The following is a 17184-nucleotide window of genomic DNA, read 5'->3' on the forward strand; positions in this document are numbered from 1 at the left end:
ATGGGTCACCGCTCGTCCTCTTTCCGGTCCTGGGCCGTCCTGCGTCGTCCTTCGACACTGGTGCAACCGCACTGTCGGCCCAGCGATTCCCGCCCACCTCCACGGTACCTGGACGCTCACCCGGGGTGCTGGCACGGCGGTCGCCCGGATACGCTGCGTGACATGGGTGCGGTGGCGGCGGGCAGGGGAGCGGGACGACCGGGAAAGCCGGTCGGCGCGATCACCCGGGGCACGACCAATCCGAACCGGCTCCGTCGCCAGGACCGCTGGATCGCCCACGCGCTCGCCCCCGCCCTGCGCCGCGCGGACGCCCCTCCGGTGGCGGTGGACCTCGGCTACGGCGCCGCCCCCTGGACGGCCGTCGAGCTCTTCGACCGACTGCGGGAAGTGCGGGCGGACGTCCGCATGGTCGGCATCGAGATCGAGCCGGACCGGGTCGCCGCCGCGCAGCGGGTTGCGCGGCCGCCGGCGCTGACCTTCCGCCGGGGCGGCTTCGAGGTGCCGCTGGACGGCCAGGAGCGTCCGCTGCTGATCCGCGCGGCGAACGTGCTGCGCCAGTACGAGGAGGACGAGGTCGAGGCGGTGTGGGCGCGGCTGTGCGCGCGGCTCGCGCCGGACGGGCTGCTGGTCGAGGGCACGTGCGACGAGATCGGCCGCAAGCAGGTCTGGGTCGCGCTCGGCCCCGAGGGCCCGCGCACGCTGACGCTCTCGGCGCACCTCGCCTCGCTCGACCGTCCCTCGGACCTGGCGGAGCGGCTGCCGAAGGCGCTGATCCACCGCAATGTCCCGGGCGAGCCGGTGCACGCCTTCCTCCGCGACCTCGATCGCGCGTGGGCGGCGTCGGCGCCCTATGCGGACTTCGGCGTCCGTCAGCGCTGGCTCGCCACGACCCGCACCGTCGCCGAGTCCTGGCCCGTCACCGACACCCCGACCCGCCGCCGCCTCGGCGAACTCACCATCCGCTGGGACGCCGTCGCTCCGGCGTGAGCCCCCCAGGGGCGCGGGGAACTGCGCGACGAGCCACTGACGAGCGGATGGTCCTCGTTGTGCAGGGCCATCCGCTCCGGGTGGTTGCTCGCGCAGTTCCCCGCGCCCCTGGATAGTGCAACTTATCCATGGCAGCATCTCGATCTGACGCACCGTCAGAACAGGTTGGCCCCGGGAGGCTGTCGTGGCACGCTCTCGTCGTTGGGACCTCGCGCTCCTCGCCGGTGTCGTGCTCGCGTTGGTGCCGACCGCTGCCCCGCCCGCCCAGGCCGCTCCGCCCGCCACCCGACTTGCCGCGCTGCAGGCGCAGATCGCCTCGCTCTACCAGCAGGCCGAAGCGGCGACCGCCGCCTACGACACCGCGACCCAGGCGATCACCCAGCAGCAGACCCAGATCCTCGCGCTGGCGCGCGAGATCGTCGCCGAGCAGGCGCAGGTGGACCAGCTCACCTCCGTCGTCGGGCAGATCGCCGCGGGGGAGTACGACGGAGAAGCCCTGGCCGGCAATCAGACGCTGCAGCTCCTGCTCGCGCAGGACCCGCAGGCCTACCTGGCCCAACTCCCGCTCGCCTCTCAGGCCATGGGGTCGGTTGCGAGCACGCTCCAGCAACTGCAGCAGGCCAGGGCGGCACTGGCCGCCTACGGGGAGCAGGCCACGGCCGACTGGGAGGCGCTCGCCAAGGACCAGGCGACCGCCGCCGGCGCCGTCGCGGAGATCAAGGCACGGCTGGCGAAGGCGCAGGCTCTGCTCGCCTCCCTCTCCGCGCCCGACCTGGCGGTGCTCCAGCAGCTCCAGGCCGCGTCGGCCTATGCCCGGCAGATGGCCTGGCGCGCCTCACTCACCGCCGCGCAGCTGGCCCGCCAGGCGTCCGGACCGGCGCAGGCGGCCATCGCGTACGCCGTGGCGCAGATCGGCAAGCCGTATCTCTGGGGCGCGGTGGGGCCGGGGAGCTTCGACTGCTCGGGGCTGACCATGCGGGCCTGGCAGGCCGCCGGCATCGACATCCCCCGGACCTCGCAGGAGCAGTGGGCGCAGCTGCGGCACGTCTCCGTCTCGGACCTGCGGCCCGGTGATCTCGTCGTCTACTTCCGCGACGCGACGCACGTCGCGCTCTATGTCGGCGACGGGGCGATCATCCAGGCCCCGCACCCCGGCGGGGTGGTGGAGCTGGCCGCCGCCGGCTCGATGCCCATTCTGGGCGTGGTCAGACCCGACTGACGAGAGCGCAGGAGGCGTAGGAGATCGCAAAAGCTAAGTTCACTCGAACGAGTTATCGAATAACCATGGTGGATTGACGCCCCATCAGTCCACCATGGGTCCGTGCGACAACTCCTGCAACACCTGCTCGAAGACGCCGTAGGCGTCCGCCCCGAACAGCACGAACCGCGCCTCGTCGAGGGCCTCGCCGAGGCTCCCCTTCCGTTCCAGCTCCAGCACCTCGCCCAGCGCGGTCCGCGCCGCGCTCTCCATCGGCCAGCCGTAGACGCCGGTCGAGACCGCCGGCAGGGCCACGCTGCGCGCGCCCAACTCCGCAGCGATCCGCAGCGACTCGCGATAGCAGGAGGCCAGCAGCTCCGTCCGCCGGGCCAGCTCCGGCGCCCCGTCCTCGGGGCGCGGATGGACGGGCCCGACGGTGTGGATCACCCAGCGGGCCGGGAGCCGGCCCGCCGTCGTGGCCACCGCCTGACCGGTCGGCAGGCCCTTGCCGTAGTGCCCGGCGCGCAGCGCGCGGCACGCGGCCAGGATCTCCGGTCCGCCCGCCCGGTGGATCGCCCCGTCCACCCCGCCGCCGCCCAGCAACGAGGAGTTCGCCGCGTTGACGATCGCGTCCACCCGCTGCCGGGTGATGTCACCCTGGGTCAGCGTGATCTCCATCACGGGCTCCCTTCGGTCCCTCGCACCGTATCCGGCGCCGACGCGGTGCCGCATCCGCAATACTGCCCAAGCGGCGCACGGAAACTGGCGTGTCACCGGGGGCTCGGCGGTCGTCCGGGGCCCGGAAGCGGATGGGGAGGCTTCGTGGAGCCTGCGTACCGGTCGCGAGGAGGCCGCCGGATCATGGTGTTGGGTGGGCACTGCGCACGCCGCCCAGCCGTTACCGACTCGGAGAGAGGGAGGTAGCCGATGTCCGCCCATGCCGGAGCTGCTTCCAGCGCGGCCGATCAGCAGCGTCCCGCGGGCGCGCCGATACCGCGTCCGCGCCTCTCGACCGCTGCCGTCGGCCGGACCGCGCCCTCGACCGGTTCCTCCGCCGCCGACCTCTCCCGCGCCGATGCCCGGGCCGACGTGGCCCGTGTCGACGCGCCCCGTGTGGCTGCCCGCGCTGACGCGGCCCGCGCCGGTGCCGCGTCCGCGCATCCGGCCAACCTCGCCGCCCTGCCCCGTCCCGCGGGCCCGGTCCCGCCGCTCTCGGTGCTGCTGATCGAGGCCGACGACGCGGGCGCGGAGTCCGTCCGCAACCTGCTGGCCGAGCTCGGATCCGAGGTGGCCTTCCGCTGGGCGCGGAGCCTCGCCGAGGCGCTGCCGCTGCTCGGCCACGACACCGCCTGCGTCCTGCTCGACCTCGAACTGCCGGACTCCAGCGGCCTGGAGGACATCCGCACGCTGCTGCGCCGGGCCCCGCACACCGCCGTCCTCGCCGTCACCGGCACCGTCGACGTGCACCTCGGTGCCGCCGCGGTCGCCGCCGGAGCCCAGGACTTCCTGGTCAAGCAGGAGATGGACGGCCGGCTGCTGACCCGCGCGGTGCGCTACGCCGTGGAGCGCAAGCGCGCCGACGAGTCCCAGCGCCGCCTGGTCGAGGCGGAGTTGCGCGGCCAGGAGAACGCCCGCCTGCAGCGCCACCTGCTGCCCACCCCGCTGCTCGACGGCTCCGGGCTGAGCTTCCACGCCCGCTACCGGCCCGGCCGCCGCCGCGCGCTGCTCGGCGGGGACTTCTACGACGCCGTCCGCACCTCCGACGGCACCGTCCACGTCGTCATCGGCGACGTCTGCGGCCACGGCCCCGACGAGGCCGCGCTCGGCGTCGCGCTGCGCATCGCCTGGCGCACCCTGGTCTTCGCGGGCCTCACCGGTGAGGCGCTGCTCGCGACGCTCCAGCGGGTGCTGGAGCACGAGCGGCGCAGCGAGGAGATCTTCGCGACGCTGTGCATGCTCGCCATCCGCCCCGACGAGGACGTGGCCGAGCTGCATCTGGCCGGGCACCCGGCCCCGCTGCTGCTGAGCGAGCAGGGCCCGCCCCTGCTGCTGCCCTACGACGAGGCCGGCCCCGCGCTCGGCCTGCTCGCCGACGGTCAGGGCCACTGGCCCGCGGCCGAGGTGCGACTCAGCGACGACTGGGCGCTGATGCTCTACACCGACGGCCTGATCGAGGGGCGGATAGGCGCCGGCACACGTCGCCTGGGCCAGGAGGGGCTGATCGACATGATCGGCGACCACCACCAGCAGGGCGGCCTGCGCGACGCCCTGCTGATCGACACCGCGATGTCCGAGGTCGAGGACCTCAACGGCGGCGCGCTGGCCGACGACGTCGCGGTGCTGCTGCTCACCAGGGCCCGTACGGCCCCATGTGATCGTGCTTCTTCTGGCCCTTCCGGCCGCCCCGGGCCGGGCTGACCCGCTTGACCGCGGGCCGCACGTCGACCATGTAGACGATCGAGGCCACCAGGCCGATCAGCCCGAGGAAGAGACCCATCCCCGGGACGAAGCTGACGGCGGTGCCGACGGCCAGGATGATCAGCCAGAACGGCTTGGTCTGCTTGTCCGCGGCGCGGAACGCGTCCTCGCGACGGAAGGCCGCGTCGATCAGGGTGAACACCTTGAACGCCACGAGCGCCAGCGACACCCAGCCCAGGAACGTGCCGAACGCGTCCGTGAGGATCCCGGAGGCGGAAAGCTGGTTCATCGCCACTCCTTGTTGCGGTTGCGCGGGCATCCCGGTGACACACTCATCGTGTCACGACAACGGCTGGGACACTCGAGACGTGCCCCAGCCGTTGCCTGCTCAAGCCTGTTCCCGGGGGAGATCCCGGGCGCGGTCAGCCGTTCGCGCGGGGCTTGCGCGGGGCCGCCTTGCGCGCCGGCTTCGGCGCGGGCGCCTCGGCGTCGGCCTCGGCTGCGGGGGCCGCGTCCTTCGGCTCCTCGGTCTCGGCCGCGAACACGTCGGCCTTGGCCACCGGCGCCGCGGGCGCCTCGATGGCGGGCTCGCCGTCGAGCGTCTCGGCGCCGTTGAACTGACGGTCGACGACGGCCTTGCCGCGCGCGGCCAGCTCGTCGTACGCCTCACGCGCCTTCACGGCGAGCTCGGCCGCCCGGCCCACGCTCTGCAGCGCCAGGCCCTGGGCCTTCTCCTGCAGCGACTTCAGGTCGGTCGGCAGCGTCTGCACCGCCTCGGAGACCTTGACCTGCGCCTCGTTCAGTCGCGTCTGGGCCTCGCCCAGCTTCGCGGCCGCCTTGTCCTGCGCGGCCTTGCGGTCCGCGGCGAGCGCGGCGGCGCGCTCCGGGACGGTCTTGAGCTTCTCCACGGCCAGGTCACCGGCGCCGGCGAGCGCGTAGAGAGGCGTCGGATCGGACAGGGTCTTGCGGAGGTCCTCAGCGATCGCCATCGGAAATCCTCCCCTTCTGTGCGTTCTCATCGAGGGACTGCGGCTCGTCTTGGTCGGCCTGGTGGACGCCGTTCTCCTTGAGGAACGAGTCGTACACGGCGAGCAGCACGTCCTTCTGCCGCTCATTGATCAGCGGGTCGGCGAGGATCGCCGTCCGCAGCCCGAAACCGTGCTCATCGCGCTCCTCCAGAATCCCCGCCTGCACGTAGAGCGTCTCCGCGGAGATCCGCAGGGCCTTCGCGATCTGCTGCAGGATCTCCGCGCTGGGCTTGCGCAACCCGCGCTCGATCTGGCTCAGATACGGATTCGACACCCCTGCGGCGTCCGCGAGCTGCCGCAGCGAGTACTGCGCGTGCCGCCGCTGCTCCCGGATGTACTCGCCGAGCGACCCGACGTTCAGTGAGGCCATGCCCACATGCTGCCGCGCCGTGCTTGCAATTGCAAGCACGGCGCTAACTCGCGCACGCGCGAGTCGGGCGGCGACCCCGGCGGCGACCCCGGCGCTGCGGGTCAGGACTCCGGGGCGAACAACTGCAGTGTTGGACCGTCCAGGGCCAGGGCGGTGAAGCCCGTGTCCGTGCCGGAGGTGTGGAGTTCCCCCTGCTCCCAGCGGACGCCCTGCCCCGCGGCGATCGGGACGCGGACCCGGTCGGGGCCGGCGACCCAGCCGGCGCCGGTGAGCACGAGGAACAGCTGCGGTCCCATAGCCGGGTGCGTCCCGACCACGCCGCCCGCGGCCACGGACAGATGCGCGAGAAACGCACCGTCGCCGTTGGACGGGCCCGTTCCGTGGGCGATCCGCGTCGCCGTCAGGCCGATGCTGCCGTGCTGGGTGACGGACCGTTCCGCGCGGTCGAAGGTGAACATCTCCATGGGCTCCCCCTGGCCGAGTGGCGAAAGGTGAACCCTACTGCGGTGCCCTCCCCGGTAGGCCCTAAAGCGTTTGCCCAGTTCGGCACGCCTGTGGTGGCGTGGACGGCATGGATGTGGACACGACGCTCGCGCTCTTCGACCGGCAGATGCGCAAGGAGGCGCGGCCCGACCCGGCGCCGGCCCGCGTCGAACGGACCGGAGAGGTGGTGCGCCAGGTCGGGCCGGGGGAGCTGTGGAACGGGGTGCTCTGGTCCGGGTTGGACGAGGCCGGCACCGGGGCCGACCAGGCGATCGCCCGGCAGGTGGCGGAGTACCGGGCGCAGCCCGGCGTGGAGAGCTTCGAGTGGAAGCTCTACAGCCACGACCGGCCCGCCGACCTGGGGGATCGGTTGGCCGCGGCCGGGTTCGTCGCCGACGACACGGAGGCGTTGATGGTGGCGGAGGCCGCGGACGTCGCCGCCCTCGCGGCCCCGCTGCCGGAGGGCGTGGAACTGCTGCCGGTCACCGACACCGCAGGCGTGGAGCCGGTCGCGGCCGTGCACGACGAGGCCTTCGCCGTGGGGACCGGTGCACGGATCAGGGCGCGGCTGCTCGCCCAGCTCGCCGCGGCGCCGGAGAGCCTGGTGGTGCTGTTGGCGATGGCCGGGGACCGGCCGGTCTGCGCGGCGCGGATGGACTTCGCCGAGGGCACCGACTTCGCCGGCCTGTGGGGCGGCGGCACCGTCGCCGAGTGGCGCGGCCGTGGGATCTACCGTGCGCTGGTTGCCCACCGCGCGCGGGTGGCCGTGGAGCGGGGCTACCGTTACCTGTTCGTCGACGCCTCCGACCAGAGCCGTCCGATCCTGGCCCGGCTCGGCTTCGTCCAGCTCGCGACGACGACTCCGTACGAGTACCGGCTGCGGTAGGGCGGGCGGGCCCGGCCTGCCGAGTCTTTGCGTGGGGCGGGGGCTTCGCTAGCCTCCTCTGGACCGCGCGCGGTGAGGGCTGCCGCGGTTCGTCCGTCACCTCGCATCGAGTGGAGCCACACGCCGCCATGGAGCACCAGGAGAACGCGCCCTCCACGGTCGAGGGGGTGTCCGGGGCCGCGCCCGAGCAGGCAGCGGCCGCCGCGATCCCGGCCCAGGCCGAGCCCGCCGGCGCGCCGTCCGAAGCCGCGCCGTCCGTGGCCGCGCCGTCGGTGGCCGCGCCGTCCGTCGACGCGCCGCAGGCCGTCGCGCCGCCGGCGACGACGTGCTACCGCCATCCGGACCGCGAGTGCTACGTCCGCTGCACCCGCTGCGAGCGCCTGATCTGCCCGGACTGCATGCGGGCCGCCTCCGTCGGCTTCCACTGCCCGGAGTGCCTGCGCGAAGGAGTGAAGTCCCAGCGACGGGCGCGGACGGTCTTCGGCGGGCGGATCGCGGGCGGGCCGCCGGTCGCGACGATCACGCTGATCCTGCTCAACGTGCTCGCCTTCGCGGGCGAGCTGCGCGACAACGCGATCGTCGACCGGTTCGCCCAGCTGGGGCGCGGGGTGATGACCCCGAACGGGACGGTGTTCCCCTGGCCCGGCTTCGTGCCGGAGGGCCTGGTGCCCGTCGGCGTCGCCCACGGTGAGTGGTACCGGCTGGTGACCTCGGCGTTCCTGCACGCGCTGCCGAGCTCCGGTGCCCTCGGGATCACCCACATCCTCTTCAACATGATCTGGCTGTGGCGTCTCGGCCCGGTGATGGAGGTGCAGTTGGGGCGGGTCCGCTACGTCTCGCTCTACCTGGCCGCCGCGGTCGGCGGGTCGACGGCGGTCTACGTGCTGGCGCCGGACAGCGCGGCGATCGGCGCCTCCGGCGCGATCTTCGGCCTGGTCGGCGGGTACTGGGTGATGAGCCGGCGGCTGCGCAACGACCCACTGGGCGGCAACGGGCTGTTGGCCATCTTCGTGCTGTGGATGGTGGTGTCGGCCGGGATCGACTCCTGGCAAGGTCACCTCGGCGGGCTGCTCGCGGGCCTGGCCGTGGGGACGGGCTTCGCCTTCGCGCCGCGGGGCAAGGCGCGGCCGTGGGTGCAGGCGGGCACGGTGGTGCTGGTCCTGGCGGTGCTGGTGGCGCTGGTGCTCTGGGAGACGAGTCGGCTCGGGGCGATCTGAACGAAGCCGAGCCTGGCTCGGTGGTGAACGGCGACGGGCCGGGTGGCGGATGCCACCCGGCCCGTCGCCGTTTCCGTCGCAGGCCTGTCGTCAGCCGTGGTGGTGCCCGCCGCCTCCGCCGAAGTCGGACGAGCCGGACGAGCTCGACCAGGACGAGCCGCTGTCGTGGTGGCCGTGGTGTCCGCCGCTCTGCTGCCAGCTCTGGTCGTGGTGGCTGTGGTGTCCGTGGTGTCCGTGGTGCCCGCCGGTCGGCTGGCCGGGATCGCTCCACGGCATCTGGTTGGCGGTGGGATCGGGCAGGTAGGCGAGGCCGTCCCGGCGCCCGTGTGCCTGCCGCCGGTCCGCGTCCGTCCGTGCGCTCTTCCGGCGGGCCCGGTCCACGGCCACCGGTGTCAGTACGGCCAGCACCGCCACCACGATCAACAACCCGATCAGCATCTCGTGATCCCCCTTCGCGTCGGGTCCTTCGAGGTCACTGTGCCCAGCGCGGGGCCCTGCCACAACACATCTGATCCAGATCTGAGGTTCGGCCCTCCCGGGCATATTGAACGCGTTCAAAAAGCTGCTACAGTCCTCTCGAAGGCGAAATTGAACGCGTTCAACAACTGTGTGAAGGGCCGGAGGGCTGTGCCGAGATGAACACCACCGTCGTCACCTACGTCGTCTACCTGATCCTGAGCCTGTCGCTCACGATCTGGGTGGGCAGGACCCTGAGCCGGGCCGGCCGCGTCTTCCTGGCCGACGTGTTCCAGAGCAACGACAAGCTCGCCGACGCCGTGAACCACCTGCTGGTGGTCGGCTTCTACCTGGTCAACCTGGGCTTTGTCGCTCTGTGGCTGCGCGTCGGGGACAACGACGTGGCGGACGTCCCCGAGGTGTTCCGTGCGCTGTCCTACAAGGTCGGCACGGTGCTGCTGGTGCTGGGCGTGATGCACCTGGTCAACGTCTACGTGCTGAACCGGTTCCGGAACGGTGCGCGGATGCGCAACGAGCCGCGCCCGCCGGTCCCGCCGACGGCCTGGACCGTGCCCATGCCGCCCGTCGCCCCGCAGGCCTGAGCGATGAGCCGGCCCCAGCCGACGCCCCGGCCGGTACCGGAGCGGGGTGCCAGCGACGCCCCGGTCCGGTGGCTGACGGTGCTGTCCGATCCGGGCTGCCCGCTCTGCAGCTACCTGCGTCGCTGGCTGGAACGCCAGCCGCAGCTCGTGCCGCTGGAGTTCGTCGACGTCGGCTCGGACGAGGCGCGGGCCAGGTTCCCGCAGCTCGACCACCGGCGGGCACAGGACGAGATCACGGTGATCGGCGACGCGGGCCAGGTCTACGAGGGCCCGGCCGCGTGGATCGCCTGCCTGTGGGCGCTCGCCGGCCACCGGGCCACCGCTCACCAGCTCAGCACTCCGGCCGGGGCACCGCTCGCCCGGGCCGCGGTGGTTGCCGCGGCGAGCGGGCGCAAGCTCCTGTCGCACCGCGACGGGAGAGGGGGAGGGGGGACGGGAACGGCTGCGGCGACCGCGCGGGGGGCGGCCGCCGCAGCCGGGACCGGCCTGTCCGACCCGACCGAGCTGTCCGACCCGGCCGGCCCGGACGGGCCCGGCGACGATGTTCCGTCCTGCGGCAGCGAGTGCCGGGCATGGTCCGGATAGCCTCGATCCGTGACCGACGAACAGCCTGCCCCGTCCACCCCAGCCGCGCCGGCGGGCGAGAGCGCCAAGACGGCGAAGAGCGAGCGCACCCGCGCGCTGATCCTGGAGACGGCCATGCGCCTCTTCCAGGAACGGGGCTACGAGAAGACCACGATGCGCGCCATCGCCGCGGAGGCGGGTGTCTCGGTCGGGAACGCCTACTACTACTACGAGGGCAAGGAATTCCTGATCCAGGGGTTCTACGACCGGATGACGCACGAGCACCTGGTCGACGCCCGGGCCCGGATGGAGGGCCGCCGGGACTTCTCCGAGCGGCTCACCCTCTCGCTGGAGTCCTGGATCGACTGCGCGGCGCCGTACCACGAGTTCGCCGCCCAGTTCTTCCGGACCGCGGCCGACCCGGACAGCGCGCTGAGCCCCTTCTCCAACGAGTCCCACCCGGCCCGCGAGACGGCCGTCCAGCTCTTCCGTGAGGTGCTGGACGGCTCGGACCTCGGTCCGAAGATCGACCCGGAGCTGGACGAGTTGCTGCCCGACCTGCTCTGGCTGCACCTCATGGTCGTCGTCCTGTACTGGGTCTTCGACCGCACCGACGACACCGAGCGCACCCGTGCCTTCGTGCAGCGCTGCGCTCCGTTCGTCGCCAAGCTGGTCACCCTGTCGCGCTACCGGGTCTTCCGCCCGCTGGTCCGCGACGCGGTGGACATGATCAAGGAATTCGTCCTGCCGACCATCGGCCAGACGTCGATGGGCCAGACGTCGACGGGCCAGACGTCGACTGGCAAGACGTCGACGGGCAAGACGTCGATCGGCAGGACCACCACCGTTGCCGGCCCGGAGAGCGGCACCAAGCGCAGGCGGCGCGCCAAGGACTGACCCGAGCCGAGGGCTCGGTCCCTCCGGCGCTGCGGCCGCCGGAGGGGAAGCAGGATGAGCACCAGCGCAGCGTTGCCACCGCCGGAGACCGGCCCCGACATGACGGGCCTTCTGCTCCGCGCCCTGGGTGAGGGCTTCGGCCTCTCCCTCCTCCTCGGCCTGGCGCTGTTCGCGGTCGGAGTCCCGTTGCCGCTCGCCGGCGGGCTGACCGTGTTCGCCGCGGCCGTGGCCTACGGGGTGGCGACGGGCCGTCAGGAACGGCCCTCCGAGCGGTGGGTCGTGGGGCTCGCCCGGACGACCACCTTCTGGTGCATCGGCCTGCCGCTGATGCTGGCGGTCGCCGCTGTGGCCTACCCGGGGGTGCTGCTCGTGGGGGCCCTGTTCTGGCTGCTGCCCCAGGCGGGACTCGGCGTGGGCGGCACCGCGCTCATCCGCCGTCGGCATTACGTCGGCGGCGTGCTGCTCAAGCTGATCAGCCTCCTGCCGTACAGCCTCGGCCTGCTGGTGGTCACCGCGACGCAGGCGATGACCTCGGGGGACTGGACCGGCTTCGCGCTGGGCCTGTCCGCCGCGGGACTGGCGCTCGGGCTGGTCGCCTCGGCCGTGACGGCTCACACCACGGCGCCACTCGGAGGCGGACGATGAAGCAGAACAAGAACCTGGCGTGGTGGGCTTTCAGACTCGCCGTGCCCGTCGCCGCCGCGGCGGCGACCGCCGGCTGCGCGCTGGCGGGGATGGGAGTCGAACCGCTCGACCGACCCGTGTCGACGAGCCTCCTCGTCGGCCACTGGACGGCGGACAGCCGTTGCCCGCACACCACCCTGGACCTGGCCACCGACCTGACGGGGCGGGTGCAGCGCTTCCCGGTCGACGAGTCGGCCGACGGTCTCCACGTGGGACGCACCGTCAGCGGCACGGTCCACTGGAGCCAGGACCCGGGCCTCGGCAGCGCCGACATCCCGGCCACGGCTGTCATCGAGTTGGGTACCCAGGGCTACGCGCTCGACTACGGACGCGACGAACACGGCTTCGTCCTCGTCGCCACGGTCGGGGACCCCGACGACGGCGTCGCCTGCGTCTACCACCGGACCGGCTACGCGACATGAGGACGCCCCAGCGGGACCACTGGCTGTGGGGCGTCGTGACGATCCTCGTCGGGTTGGTCGTCGTCACGTTGGGATCGTTGCTCCTGCTGATCACCACCGCGATCGCGACCTTCCTCTTCGGCTGGTTCGCGCTGCCCGTCCCCCTCGTCGCCCTTGTCGCCGCGTTCGCGGTCCTGTCGAAGAGGTTGAACCGGACAGGCGCGGCCGGCTGGTGTCCCGAGTGCGGCGGGGTGCTGTCGCCGGCTGTCATCGAGCCCGCCCGCTTCGATGCCTCCGACGAGCTTCGGCTGCGTGCGGTCTACACGTGCGCCGTGTTGGGGCACCGCAGTTGGCGCTGGGCGGACGAAGGCGGGCCACTGCGCACCGAGCGGGAGGAGCGGTGACCCCGCCTCCCACCCGGCGAGTGCCACAGCCGGCGCTGGTCGCCGCGCGCGGGTGCGGCGTGGTGCTCGGGGCCTGGCTGGCCTGGACGCTGGTGGTCGCCGCCTACGCCGTGCTGGCGTGGCTGGCCTCGCCGGGTGTGCGGTACGTGATGGACTCGCCCGCGACGGCGCTGCTCGCGCTGCTCGGCTACTTCATCGCACCGGTCCTGGCTGGTGTCGCCTGCTCCTCCTGGATCCACGGCGGCCCGTGGCGCGCCGTCCTGAGCTCTCGGAGGACGCCCGAGTGACCGGAACTCGGACGCGGACGCGGCAGCAGCGGGCGCCCGGGCCGATTGGCGAGCGACCCGCGCGGTGGGCACGCTCGCGATGTACATGCTGGAGTACGGGCTGACGGCCGCCCGCGGTCCAACTGCCGTTGCCGGCGGTCGCTCACCGCCTCGCGGGAGCGTCGCCGGGGGCCGGACTGCGGCGGCCCGACAGCGGTGGCTCGACAGCGGTGGCCTGCCGCGTGGACGGCTGCGGCCGGCTCGTCCCGCTCGGTCCCGAGTGAGGTGGCCCCGCCGGTCGGGGGGCGCGCGGTGTCCGACCGGCGGTTTGTGCCTCAACACTTGCTCAAGGCGGCTTCCCCGCGCGTCGCCGGGGACCTACCTTCCTCCCCAGGTCGGACGAGAACCGGGGGAGCGAGTCATGCGCGCACACAAGCGCTTGGGGGTGGTCGCCGCCGTTGCGGCGGGAACGGTCGTGCTGGCGGCCTGTTCGAGTGGTTCGCAGCCGAAGGCGGGCGCTGCGCCCGTGCGGGTGTCGCCGACGGCCGGACAGTCGACGGCCGGGGCGCCGCCCGTCGACCCGAGCCGTCCCATCGGGCTCGACCTGCCCGGGAAGGTGCTGCTGCAGGTCGCCGGCCGGACCGGCTCCGCCCAGCCGGCCGTGGTGCCGCGCGTGGAGCCGGGCACGCTGAGCGTCGAGGTGGAGTGCACCGGCCCCGGCAAGATCACAGTGCGCCTGGGGGCGGTCATGTGGTTCGACGTCGACTGCGCGCCCGGCACCCCCGGGACCCACAACGAGATCGTGCTCGACAACGCCCTGACCGACGTCGCGGTCTCCGTCCACGGCGCTGCCGCCGACACCTGGGCGCTGGCGCTGGGCTGGTCCGACGTTCGGCAGAAGCCGCGCTGACCCGACCGGAACGGGCACAGGATGTCGGGTCCGGGACAGGGGAGGATTCCTAGGGTCGACGGTGAACGGAAGCGAGCGAGGAAGGACCCGCGTGCTCGAACCCCTCAACGAGTCCCTGGAGTACGTCGAGGCGCATCTGCGCGAGCCGATCGACGTCGCGGAGTTGGCGCGGATCGCGCTCACCTCGGAGTACCACCTGCGGCGGATGTTCTCCGCGCTGGCCGGGATGCCGCTGTCGGAGTACGTCCGACGGCGTCGGCTGACGGTGGCCGGGGCCGAGGTCGTGGCCGGGCAGCGGACGCTGCTGGAGCTCGCCGTCCGCTACGGCTACGGCTCGGGGGAGGCGTTCGCCCGGGCGTTCCGTGCCATGCACGGGGTGGGGCCCGGCGAGGCGCGGCGCGACGGGCTCGCGCTGCGGTCGCAGCCGCGGATGTCCTTCCGGCTCGTCGTCGACGGAAGGAGTTCCATGCAGTACCGGATCGTCACGAAGGACCGCTTCGCGGTGGTGGGCCGGATGGCCACCGTGCCGCAGATCAACGAGGGGGTGAACCCGCACATCATGGAGATGATCAAGGCGATCGACCCCGACAGCATGGCCCGGATCGCCTCCCTCTCGGACCAGGAGCCGAGCGGGATCGTCTCCGTCACCCGCCCCCACGACGAGGAGAACCACGAGGAGGGCAGCCCCCTCGACTACTACCACGCGGTCGTCGCGAGTCCCGAGCGGGCGAGCGGCGAGGAGGCCGCCGGCCTCGACGTGCTGACGCTGGAGAGCGGCCTGTGGGCGGTGTTCACCTCCGTGGGCGAGTTCCCGGCCGCGTTGCAGCGGATGTGGGGCGACGTCTACAGCGAGTGGTTCCCGTCCAACCCCTACCGCCACCGGCCCGGACCCACCCTGCTCAAGGTCGGCGCCGACCCGGCCGGGCAGGGCGCGCTCGCGGAGCTGTGGGTCGCCGTCGAGCCGGAGGGCTGAGCGGCCCGCCGGCCGCCGGACCGGGCGTGGCATGCTGCACGGGTGAACGACCAGCAGGACCCGCTCCTCCGTGCCCACGGCCATGACCTCCGCCACCGCAATCCGATCGGTGCCCATGTCCCCGTCGCCGGCCGCGGGCTCGTGGGCACCGGCCTCGCCTACGCGGAGCGGATCGGCGCGGAGGCCGTCCAGGTCTTCGTCGCCAACCCGCGCGGCTGGGCCACGCCCGCCGGCAACCCCGCCCACGACCGGGCGTTCCGTGAGGAGTGCGAGAAGCGGGACCTGCTCGCCTACGTCCACGCGCCCTACCTGATCAACTTCGGCTCCGACACGGCCGCGACGCGCGAACGCTCCACGGAGTCGCTGTTCCACTCGCTGGTGCGCGGACGCGCGATCGGCGCGCGCGGCGTCGTCGTCCACACCGGCTCCGCGATCGGCGCGGGCCGCAGGGCGGAGGCGATGGCGCAGCTGCGCTCGGATCTGCTGCCGCTGCTGGACCAGGCGGAGGCGGACGACCTGCCGTTGCTGCTGCTGGAGCCGACGGCGGGTCAGGGCGAGTCGCTCTGCTCGCGCATCGAGGACCTGGAGCCGTACGTGGAGGCGCTGGACCGCCACCCCCAGCTCGGCGTCTGCCTCGACACCTGCCACGTCTTCGCCGCCGGCCACGACCTCGCCGCGCCGGGCGGTGCGGCCGAGGCGCTGGACCTGCTGGAGAAGGTCTTCGGCCCCGGCCGACTGAAGCTCGTCCACGCCAACGACTCCAAGGACGTCGTCGGTGCGCGCAAGGACCGTCACGCGAACATCGGCGACGGCCACATCGGCGCCGCGCCCTTTGCGGAGCTCTTCCGCCACCCGGCGACGGCGGGCGTTCCTCTCATCGTCGAGACCCCTGACCGCAGCGCCGCCCCGGGCTTCGGTCACGCGGAGGACGTCGAGACGCTGAAGCGGCTGCGACTCCAGGGGCAGGAGGCTCCGACAGGTGCGGCCCCGCCGCGTGGGCGCGACAAGCCATCCACGTAGCCGGCGGGCCGAACGCGCGCAGCCACCCGCATGCCGGTGGTCGTTCGCGCCCACGCAGGGGGCACCTACCGGCCGAGGGCCCGGGGGAGGAGCCGCACCGGCAGAGCCCCGGGCCCCGAGGGAGGGCAGCCACCTCGTCTCAGAAGACGTCGGGGCACCACGGCGCCTGCGCCGTGCGAAGGACGCGCTGTGCGGCGTCCAGGCCGCCCGCGCGGCGCTGTTCCAGCAGGCCCGCCTGCGCCAGGCGCGCCAGCGGCTGGTGGCCGAAGTACACCGCCGCCAACTCGCTGACGTCGATGGCGAAGTCGACCTCCCCGTCCGCCGCGTCAGCGGCCTCGCAGACGCCGGTGCCATCCGCCGCCGCGTCGAGGACGAAGCGTCCGTCGGTGTAGCCCATGCGGTCCGTGACGTCGAGGACGACGCGGCCGGGGGCGTCGTAGGTGCGGGCGGAGAAGGCCTTCGCCACGTCGAGGATGCGGACCCAGAGGAAGTCCCCGGTGCTGTCGTCGTTGTCGACGCAGGCCCGCTGGTCGTGCAGGGCGAGCGGCAGCGGCGAGTCGGGGGCGAGGTCCCAGACCTCGACGCGCTGGATCCAGTCGACCTGGAGCGCGTAGCGCCACAGCGCCGCCTCGGCCGCCCAGTCCACGGCGAAGTAGTCGTCGACCTTCAGGGTCGTCGTGCGGGGGACCCAGTTGCGCCAGTCGTCGTCGGTGACTCGGTAGGCGAGCAGGCCCGCCGGGGTGCCGGCGGCGTCGCGGTAGAGGGCGACCAGCGGCTCCTTGAAGGCACGGTCGGGATTGAGGAGCTCACCGGTCTTGAACTGCCAGTCGACCGTGTCGCGGGAGACCACGCCGGGGCGGGTGCGGCGGAAGCGCTCGTGCAGCTCGGGGCCGATCTTGCCCATCTCGGCCATGGTGAGCAGCTCGATGCTGCCCTGGTCCGAGGCTGCCGGGACGCGGATGCCGCCGTAGCGCTGCTTGTCGATCACCTTGCCCTGCTGGGCGGTGGCCGGGCCGAAGCCGTAGCGGCCGTAGATGCCGAACTCGGCGGCGATCAGCATGGCGAAGGCCTCGCCGCGGGCGACCGCCGCGTCGAGGTCCTGACGCATCATCCGGTTCAGCAGGCCACGGCGACGGTGGGTCGCGGAGACGGTCACGTTCGTCACCGCGTCGGCCGTCAGCGTCGCGCCGCCCGGCACGGTCAGCTCCTTCTCGAAGCTGCGGAAGGTGCCGACGCAGCGCGCGCCGTCGAACGCGCCGAGAGCGCGTCCCAGCTGGAACCGCCTGCGCTGGAAATCGGGTCGGCCGTCGGCCATCGGACGCATGAAGCCGGCATTGAGGGCCTGGCCCCAGGCGCCCAGCTCCTCGTCGCCGATGACCCGGATCTCGATGTCGTGCGCGCTCTGTCCCATGTTCGGCAC

At 73.0% G+C, this 17184-nt stretch carries 22 protein-coding genes; 15 read left to right on the plus strand and 7 right to left on the minus strand.

Translation table 11 applies throughout. From position 1 onward, the window contains the following. The first annotated feature begins 162 nt into the window (after window positions 1–162). Window positions 163–987 carry a class I SAM-dependent methyltransferase gene (locus tag BMY61_RS36040; RefSeq protein ID WP_042457787.1) on the plus strand — a complete coding sequence of 275 codons (825 nt, stop codon included), beginning with the start codon at window positions 163–165 and terminating at the stop codon, window positions 985–987. Window positions 988–1171: 184 nt separating this feature from the next. After that, the gene (locus tag BMY61_RS36045; RefSeq protein WP_042457791.1) at window positions 1172–2206 is read left to right on the plus strand and encodes a C40 family peptidase; all 1035 of its coding nucleotides are present in this window, start codon (window positions 1172–1174) and stop codon (window positions 2204–2206) included. Window positions 2207–2290: 84 nt separating this feature from the next. On the opposite strand, the gene BMY61_RS36050 is transcribed toward BMY61_RS36045, so the two are convergent. After that, window positions 2291–2863, minus strand: coding sequence for an O-acetyl-ADP-ribose deacetylase (locus BMY61_RS36050; protein WP_042457794.1), 573 nt, complete (start codon window positions 2861–2863; stop codon window positions 2291–2293). 249 nt (window positions 2864–3112) lie between these two features. On the opposite strand from BMY61_RS36050, the gene BMY61_RS36055 reads away from it, so the two are divergent. Further along, the gene (locus BMY61_RS36055) at window positions 3113–4603 is read left to right on the plus strand and encodes a PP2C family protein-serine/threonine phosphatase (RefSeq protein WP_063773389.1); all 1491 of its coding nucleotides are present in this window, start codon (window positions 3113–3115) and stop codon (window positions 4601–4603) included. Here the strand turns inward: BMY61_RS36055 and BMY61_RS36060 are convergent. The 4 genes from BMY61_RS36060 to BMY61_RS36075 all read right to left on the minus strand — a co-directional run bounded on the left by BMY61_RS36060 (window position 4533) and on the right by BMY61_RS36075 (window position 6465). Then, on the minus strand, window positions 4533–4892 hold the full coding sequence (locus tag BMY61_RS36060; RefSeq protein ID WP_042457797.1) for a DUF2516 family protein: 360 nt from the start codon (window positions 4890–4892) through the stop codon (window positions 4533–4535). The two genes, BMY61_RS36055 and BMY61_RS36060, sit on opposite strands and share 71 nt — an antisense overlap. Window positions 4893–5025: 133 nt before the next feature. Beyond that, entirely contained in the window at window positions 5026–5592 is a 567-nt protein-coding gene (locus BMY61_RS36065; RefSeq protein WP_042457800.1) for a hypothetical protein, read from the minus strand. Then, window positions 5579–6001 carry a helix-turn-helix domain-containing protein gene (locus BMY61_RS36070; RefSeq protein WP_042457802.1) on the minus strand — a complete coding sequence of 141 codons (423 nt, stop codon included), beginning with the start codon at window positions 5999–6001 and terminating at the stop codon, window positions 5579–5581. Before BMY61_RS36070 ends, BMY61_RS36065 begins: the two co-directional genes overlap by 14 nt. Window positions 6002–6102: 101 nt before the next feature. Further along, on the minus strand, window positions 6103–6465 hold the full coding sequence (locus BMY61_RS36075; protein WP_042457804.1) for a hypothetical protein: 363 nt from the start codon (window positions 6463–6465) through the stop codon (window positions 6103–6105). A 107-nt stretch (window positions 6466–6572) separates the two neighbouring features. On the opposite strand from BMY61_RS36075, the gene BMY61_RS36080 reads away from it, so the two are divergent. Beyond that, window positions 6573–7370, plus strand: a complete 798-nt coding sequence (locus BMY61_RS36080) for a GNAT family N-acetyltransferase (protein ID WP_042457806.1) — start codon at window positions 6573–6575, stop codon at window positions 7368–7370. Between the two features lie 128 nt (window positions 7371–7498). Continuing rightward, window positions 7499–8587: a rhomboid family intramembrane serine protease gene (locus BMY61_RS36085; protein ID WP_083555244.1), complete on the plus strand. Its 1089-nt coding sequence runs from the start codon at window positions 7499–7501 to the stop codon at window positions 8585–8587. 90 nt (window positions 8588–8677) lie between these two features. Here the strand turns inward: BMY61_RS36085 and BMY61_RS36090 are convergent, their stop codons facing one another. Then, the gene (locus tag BMY61_RS36090) at window positions 8678–9025 is read right to left on the minus strand and encodes a hypothetical protein (protein ID WP_042457815.1); all 348 of its coding nucleotides are present in this window, start codon (window positions 9023–9025) and stop codon (window positions 8678–8680) included. A 197-nt stretch (window positions 9026–9222) separates the two neighbouring features. Between BMY61_RS36090 and BMY61_RS36095 the strand changes: the two genes are divergently transcribed. The 10 genes from BMY61_RS36095 to BMY61_RS36140 all read left to right on the plus strand — a co-directional run bounded on the left by BMY61_RS36095 (window position 9223) and on the right by BMY61_RS36140 (window position 15764). After that, window positions 9223–9645, plus strand: coding sequence for a hypothetical protein (locus tag BMY61_RS36095; RefSeq protein ID WP_042457818.1), 423 nt, complete (start codon window positions 9223–9225; stop codon window positions 9643–9645). Between the two features lie 3 nt (window positions 9646–9648). Beyond that, window positions 9649–10230: a thiol-disulfide oxidoreductase DCC family protein gene (locus BMY61_RS36100; RefSeq protein WP_063773390.1), complete on the plus strand. Its 582-nt coding sequence runs from the start codon at window positions 9649–9651 to the stop codon at window positions 10228–10230. A gap of 9 nt (window positions 10231–10239) precedes the next feature. Then, window positions 10240–11106: a TetR/AcrR family transcriptional regulator gene (locus tag BMY61_RS36105; protein WP_052439401.1), complete on the plus strand. Its 867-nt coding sequence runs from the start codon at window positions 10240–10242 to the stop codon at window positions 11104–11106. Window positions 11107–11160: 54 nt separating this feature from the next. Further along, window positions 11161–11751, plus strand: coding sequence for a hypothetical protein (locus tag BMY61_RS36110; RefSeq protein ID WP_143094690.1), 591 nt, complete (start codon window positions 11161–11163; stop codon window positions 11749–11751). Further along, window positions 11748–12212 (plus strand): hypothetical protein, encoded by a 465-nt coding sequence (locus tag BMY61_RS36115; RefSeq protein WP_042457825.1) that lies wholly within the window; start codon window positions 11748–11750, stop codon window positions 12210–12212. Before BMY61_RS36110 ends, BMY61_RS36115 begins: the two co-directional genes overlap by 4 nt. Further along, a complete protein-coding gene (locus BMY61_RS45555) occupies window positions 12209–12595 on the plus strand; it encodes a DUF805 domain-containing protein (protein WP_042457828.1) in 387 nt (128 codons plus the stop codon). The genes BMY61_RS36115 and BMY61_RS45555 overlap by 4 nt, the downstream gene beginning before the upstream one ends. Next, the gene (locus BMY61_RS36125) at window positions 12592–12882 is read left to right on the plus strand and encodes a hypothetical protein (protein WP_143094691.1); all 291 of its coding nucleotides are present in this window, start codon (window positions 12592–12594) and stop codon (window positions 12880–12882) included. The genes BMY61_RS45555 and BMY61_RS36125 overlap by 4 nt, the downstream gene beginning before the upstream one ends. Before the next feature lie 400 nt (window positions 12883–13282). Then, on the plus strand, window positions 13283–13771 hold the full coding sequence (locus BMY61_RS36130; protein ID WP_042457842.1) for a hypothetical protein: 489 nt from the start codon (window positions 13283–13285) through the stop codon (window positions 13769–13771). 91 nt (window positions 13772–13862) lie between these two features. After that, window positions 13863–14744: an AraC family transcriptional regulator gene (locus tag BMY61_RS36135; RefSeq protein ID WP_042457845.1), complete on the plus strand. Its 882-nt coding sequence runs from the start codon at window positions 13863–13865 to the stop codon at window positions 14742–14744. A 42-nt stretch (window positions 14745–14786) separates the two neighbouring features. After that, window positions 14787–15764 carry a deoxyribonuclease IV gene (locus BMY61_RS36140; RefSeq protein WP_082015559.1) on the plus strand — a complete coding sequence of 326 codons (978 nt, stop codon included), beginning with the start codon at window positions 14787–14789 and terminating at the stop codon, window positions 15762–15764. A gap of 139 nt (window positions 15765–15903) precedes the next feature. On the opposite strand, the gene BMY61_RS36145 is transcribed toward BMY61_RS36140, so the two are convergent. Beyond that, window positions 15904–17175, minus strand: a complete 1272-nt coding sequence (locus BMY61_RS36145; RefSeq protein ID WP_042457929.1) for a GNAT family N-acetyltransferase — start codon at window positions 17173–17175, stop codon at window positions 15904–15906. Window positions 17176–17184: the final 9 nt, after the last annotated feature.

It is taken from the genome of Streptacidiphilus jiangxiensis (assembly GCF_900109465.1).
Classification (GTDB): domain Bacteria; phylum Actinomycetota; class Actinomycetes; order Streptomycetales; family Streptomycetaceae; genus Streptacidiphilus; species Streptacidiphilus jiangxiensis.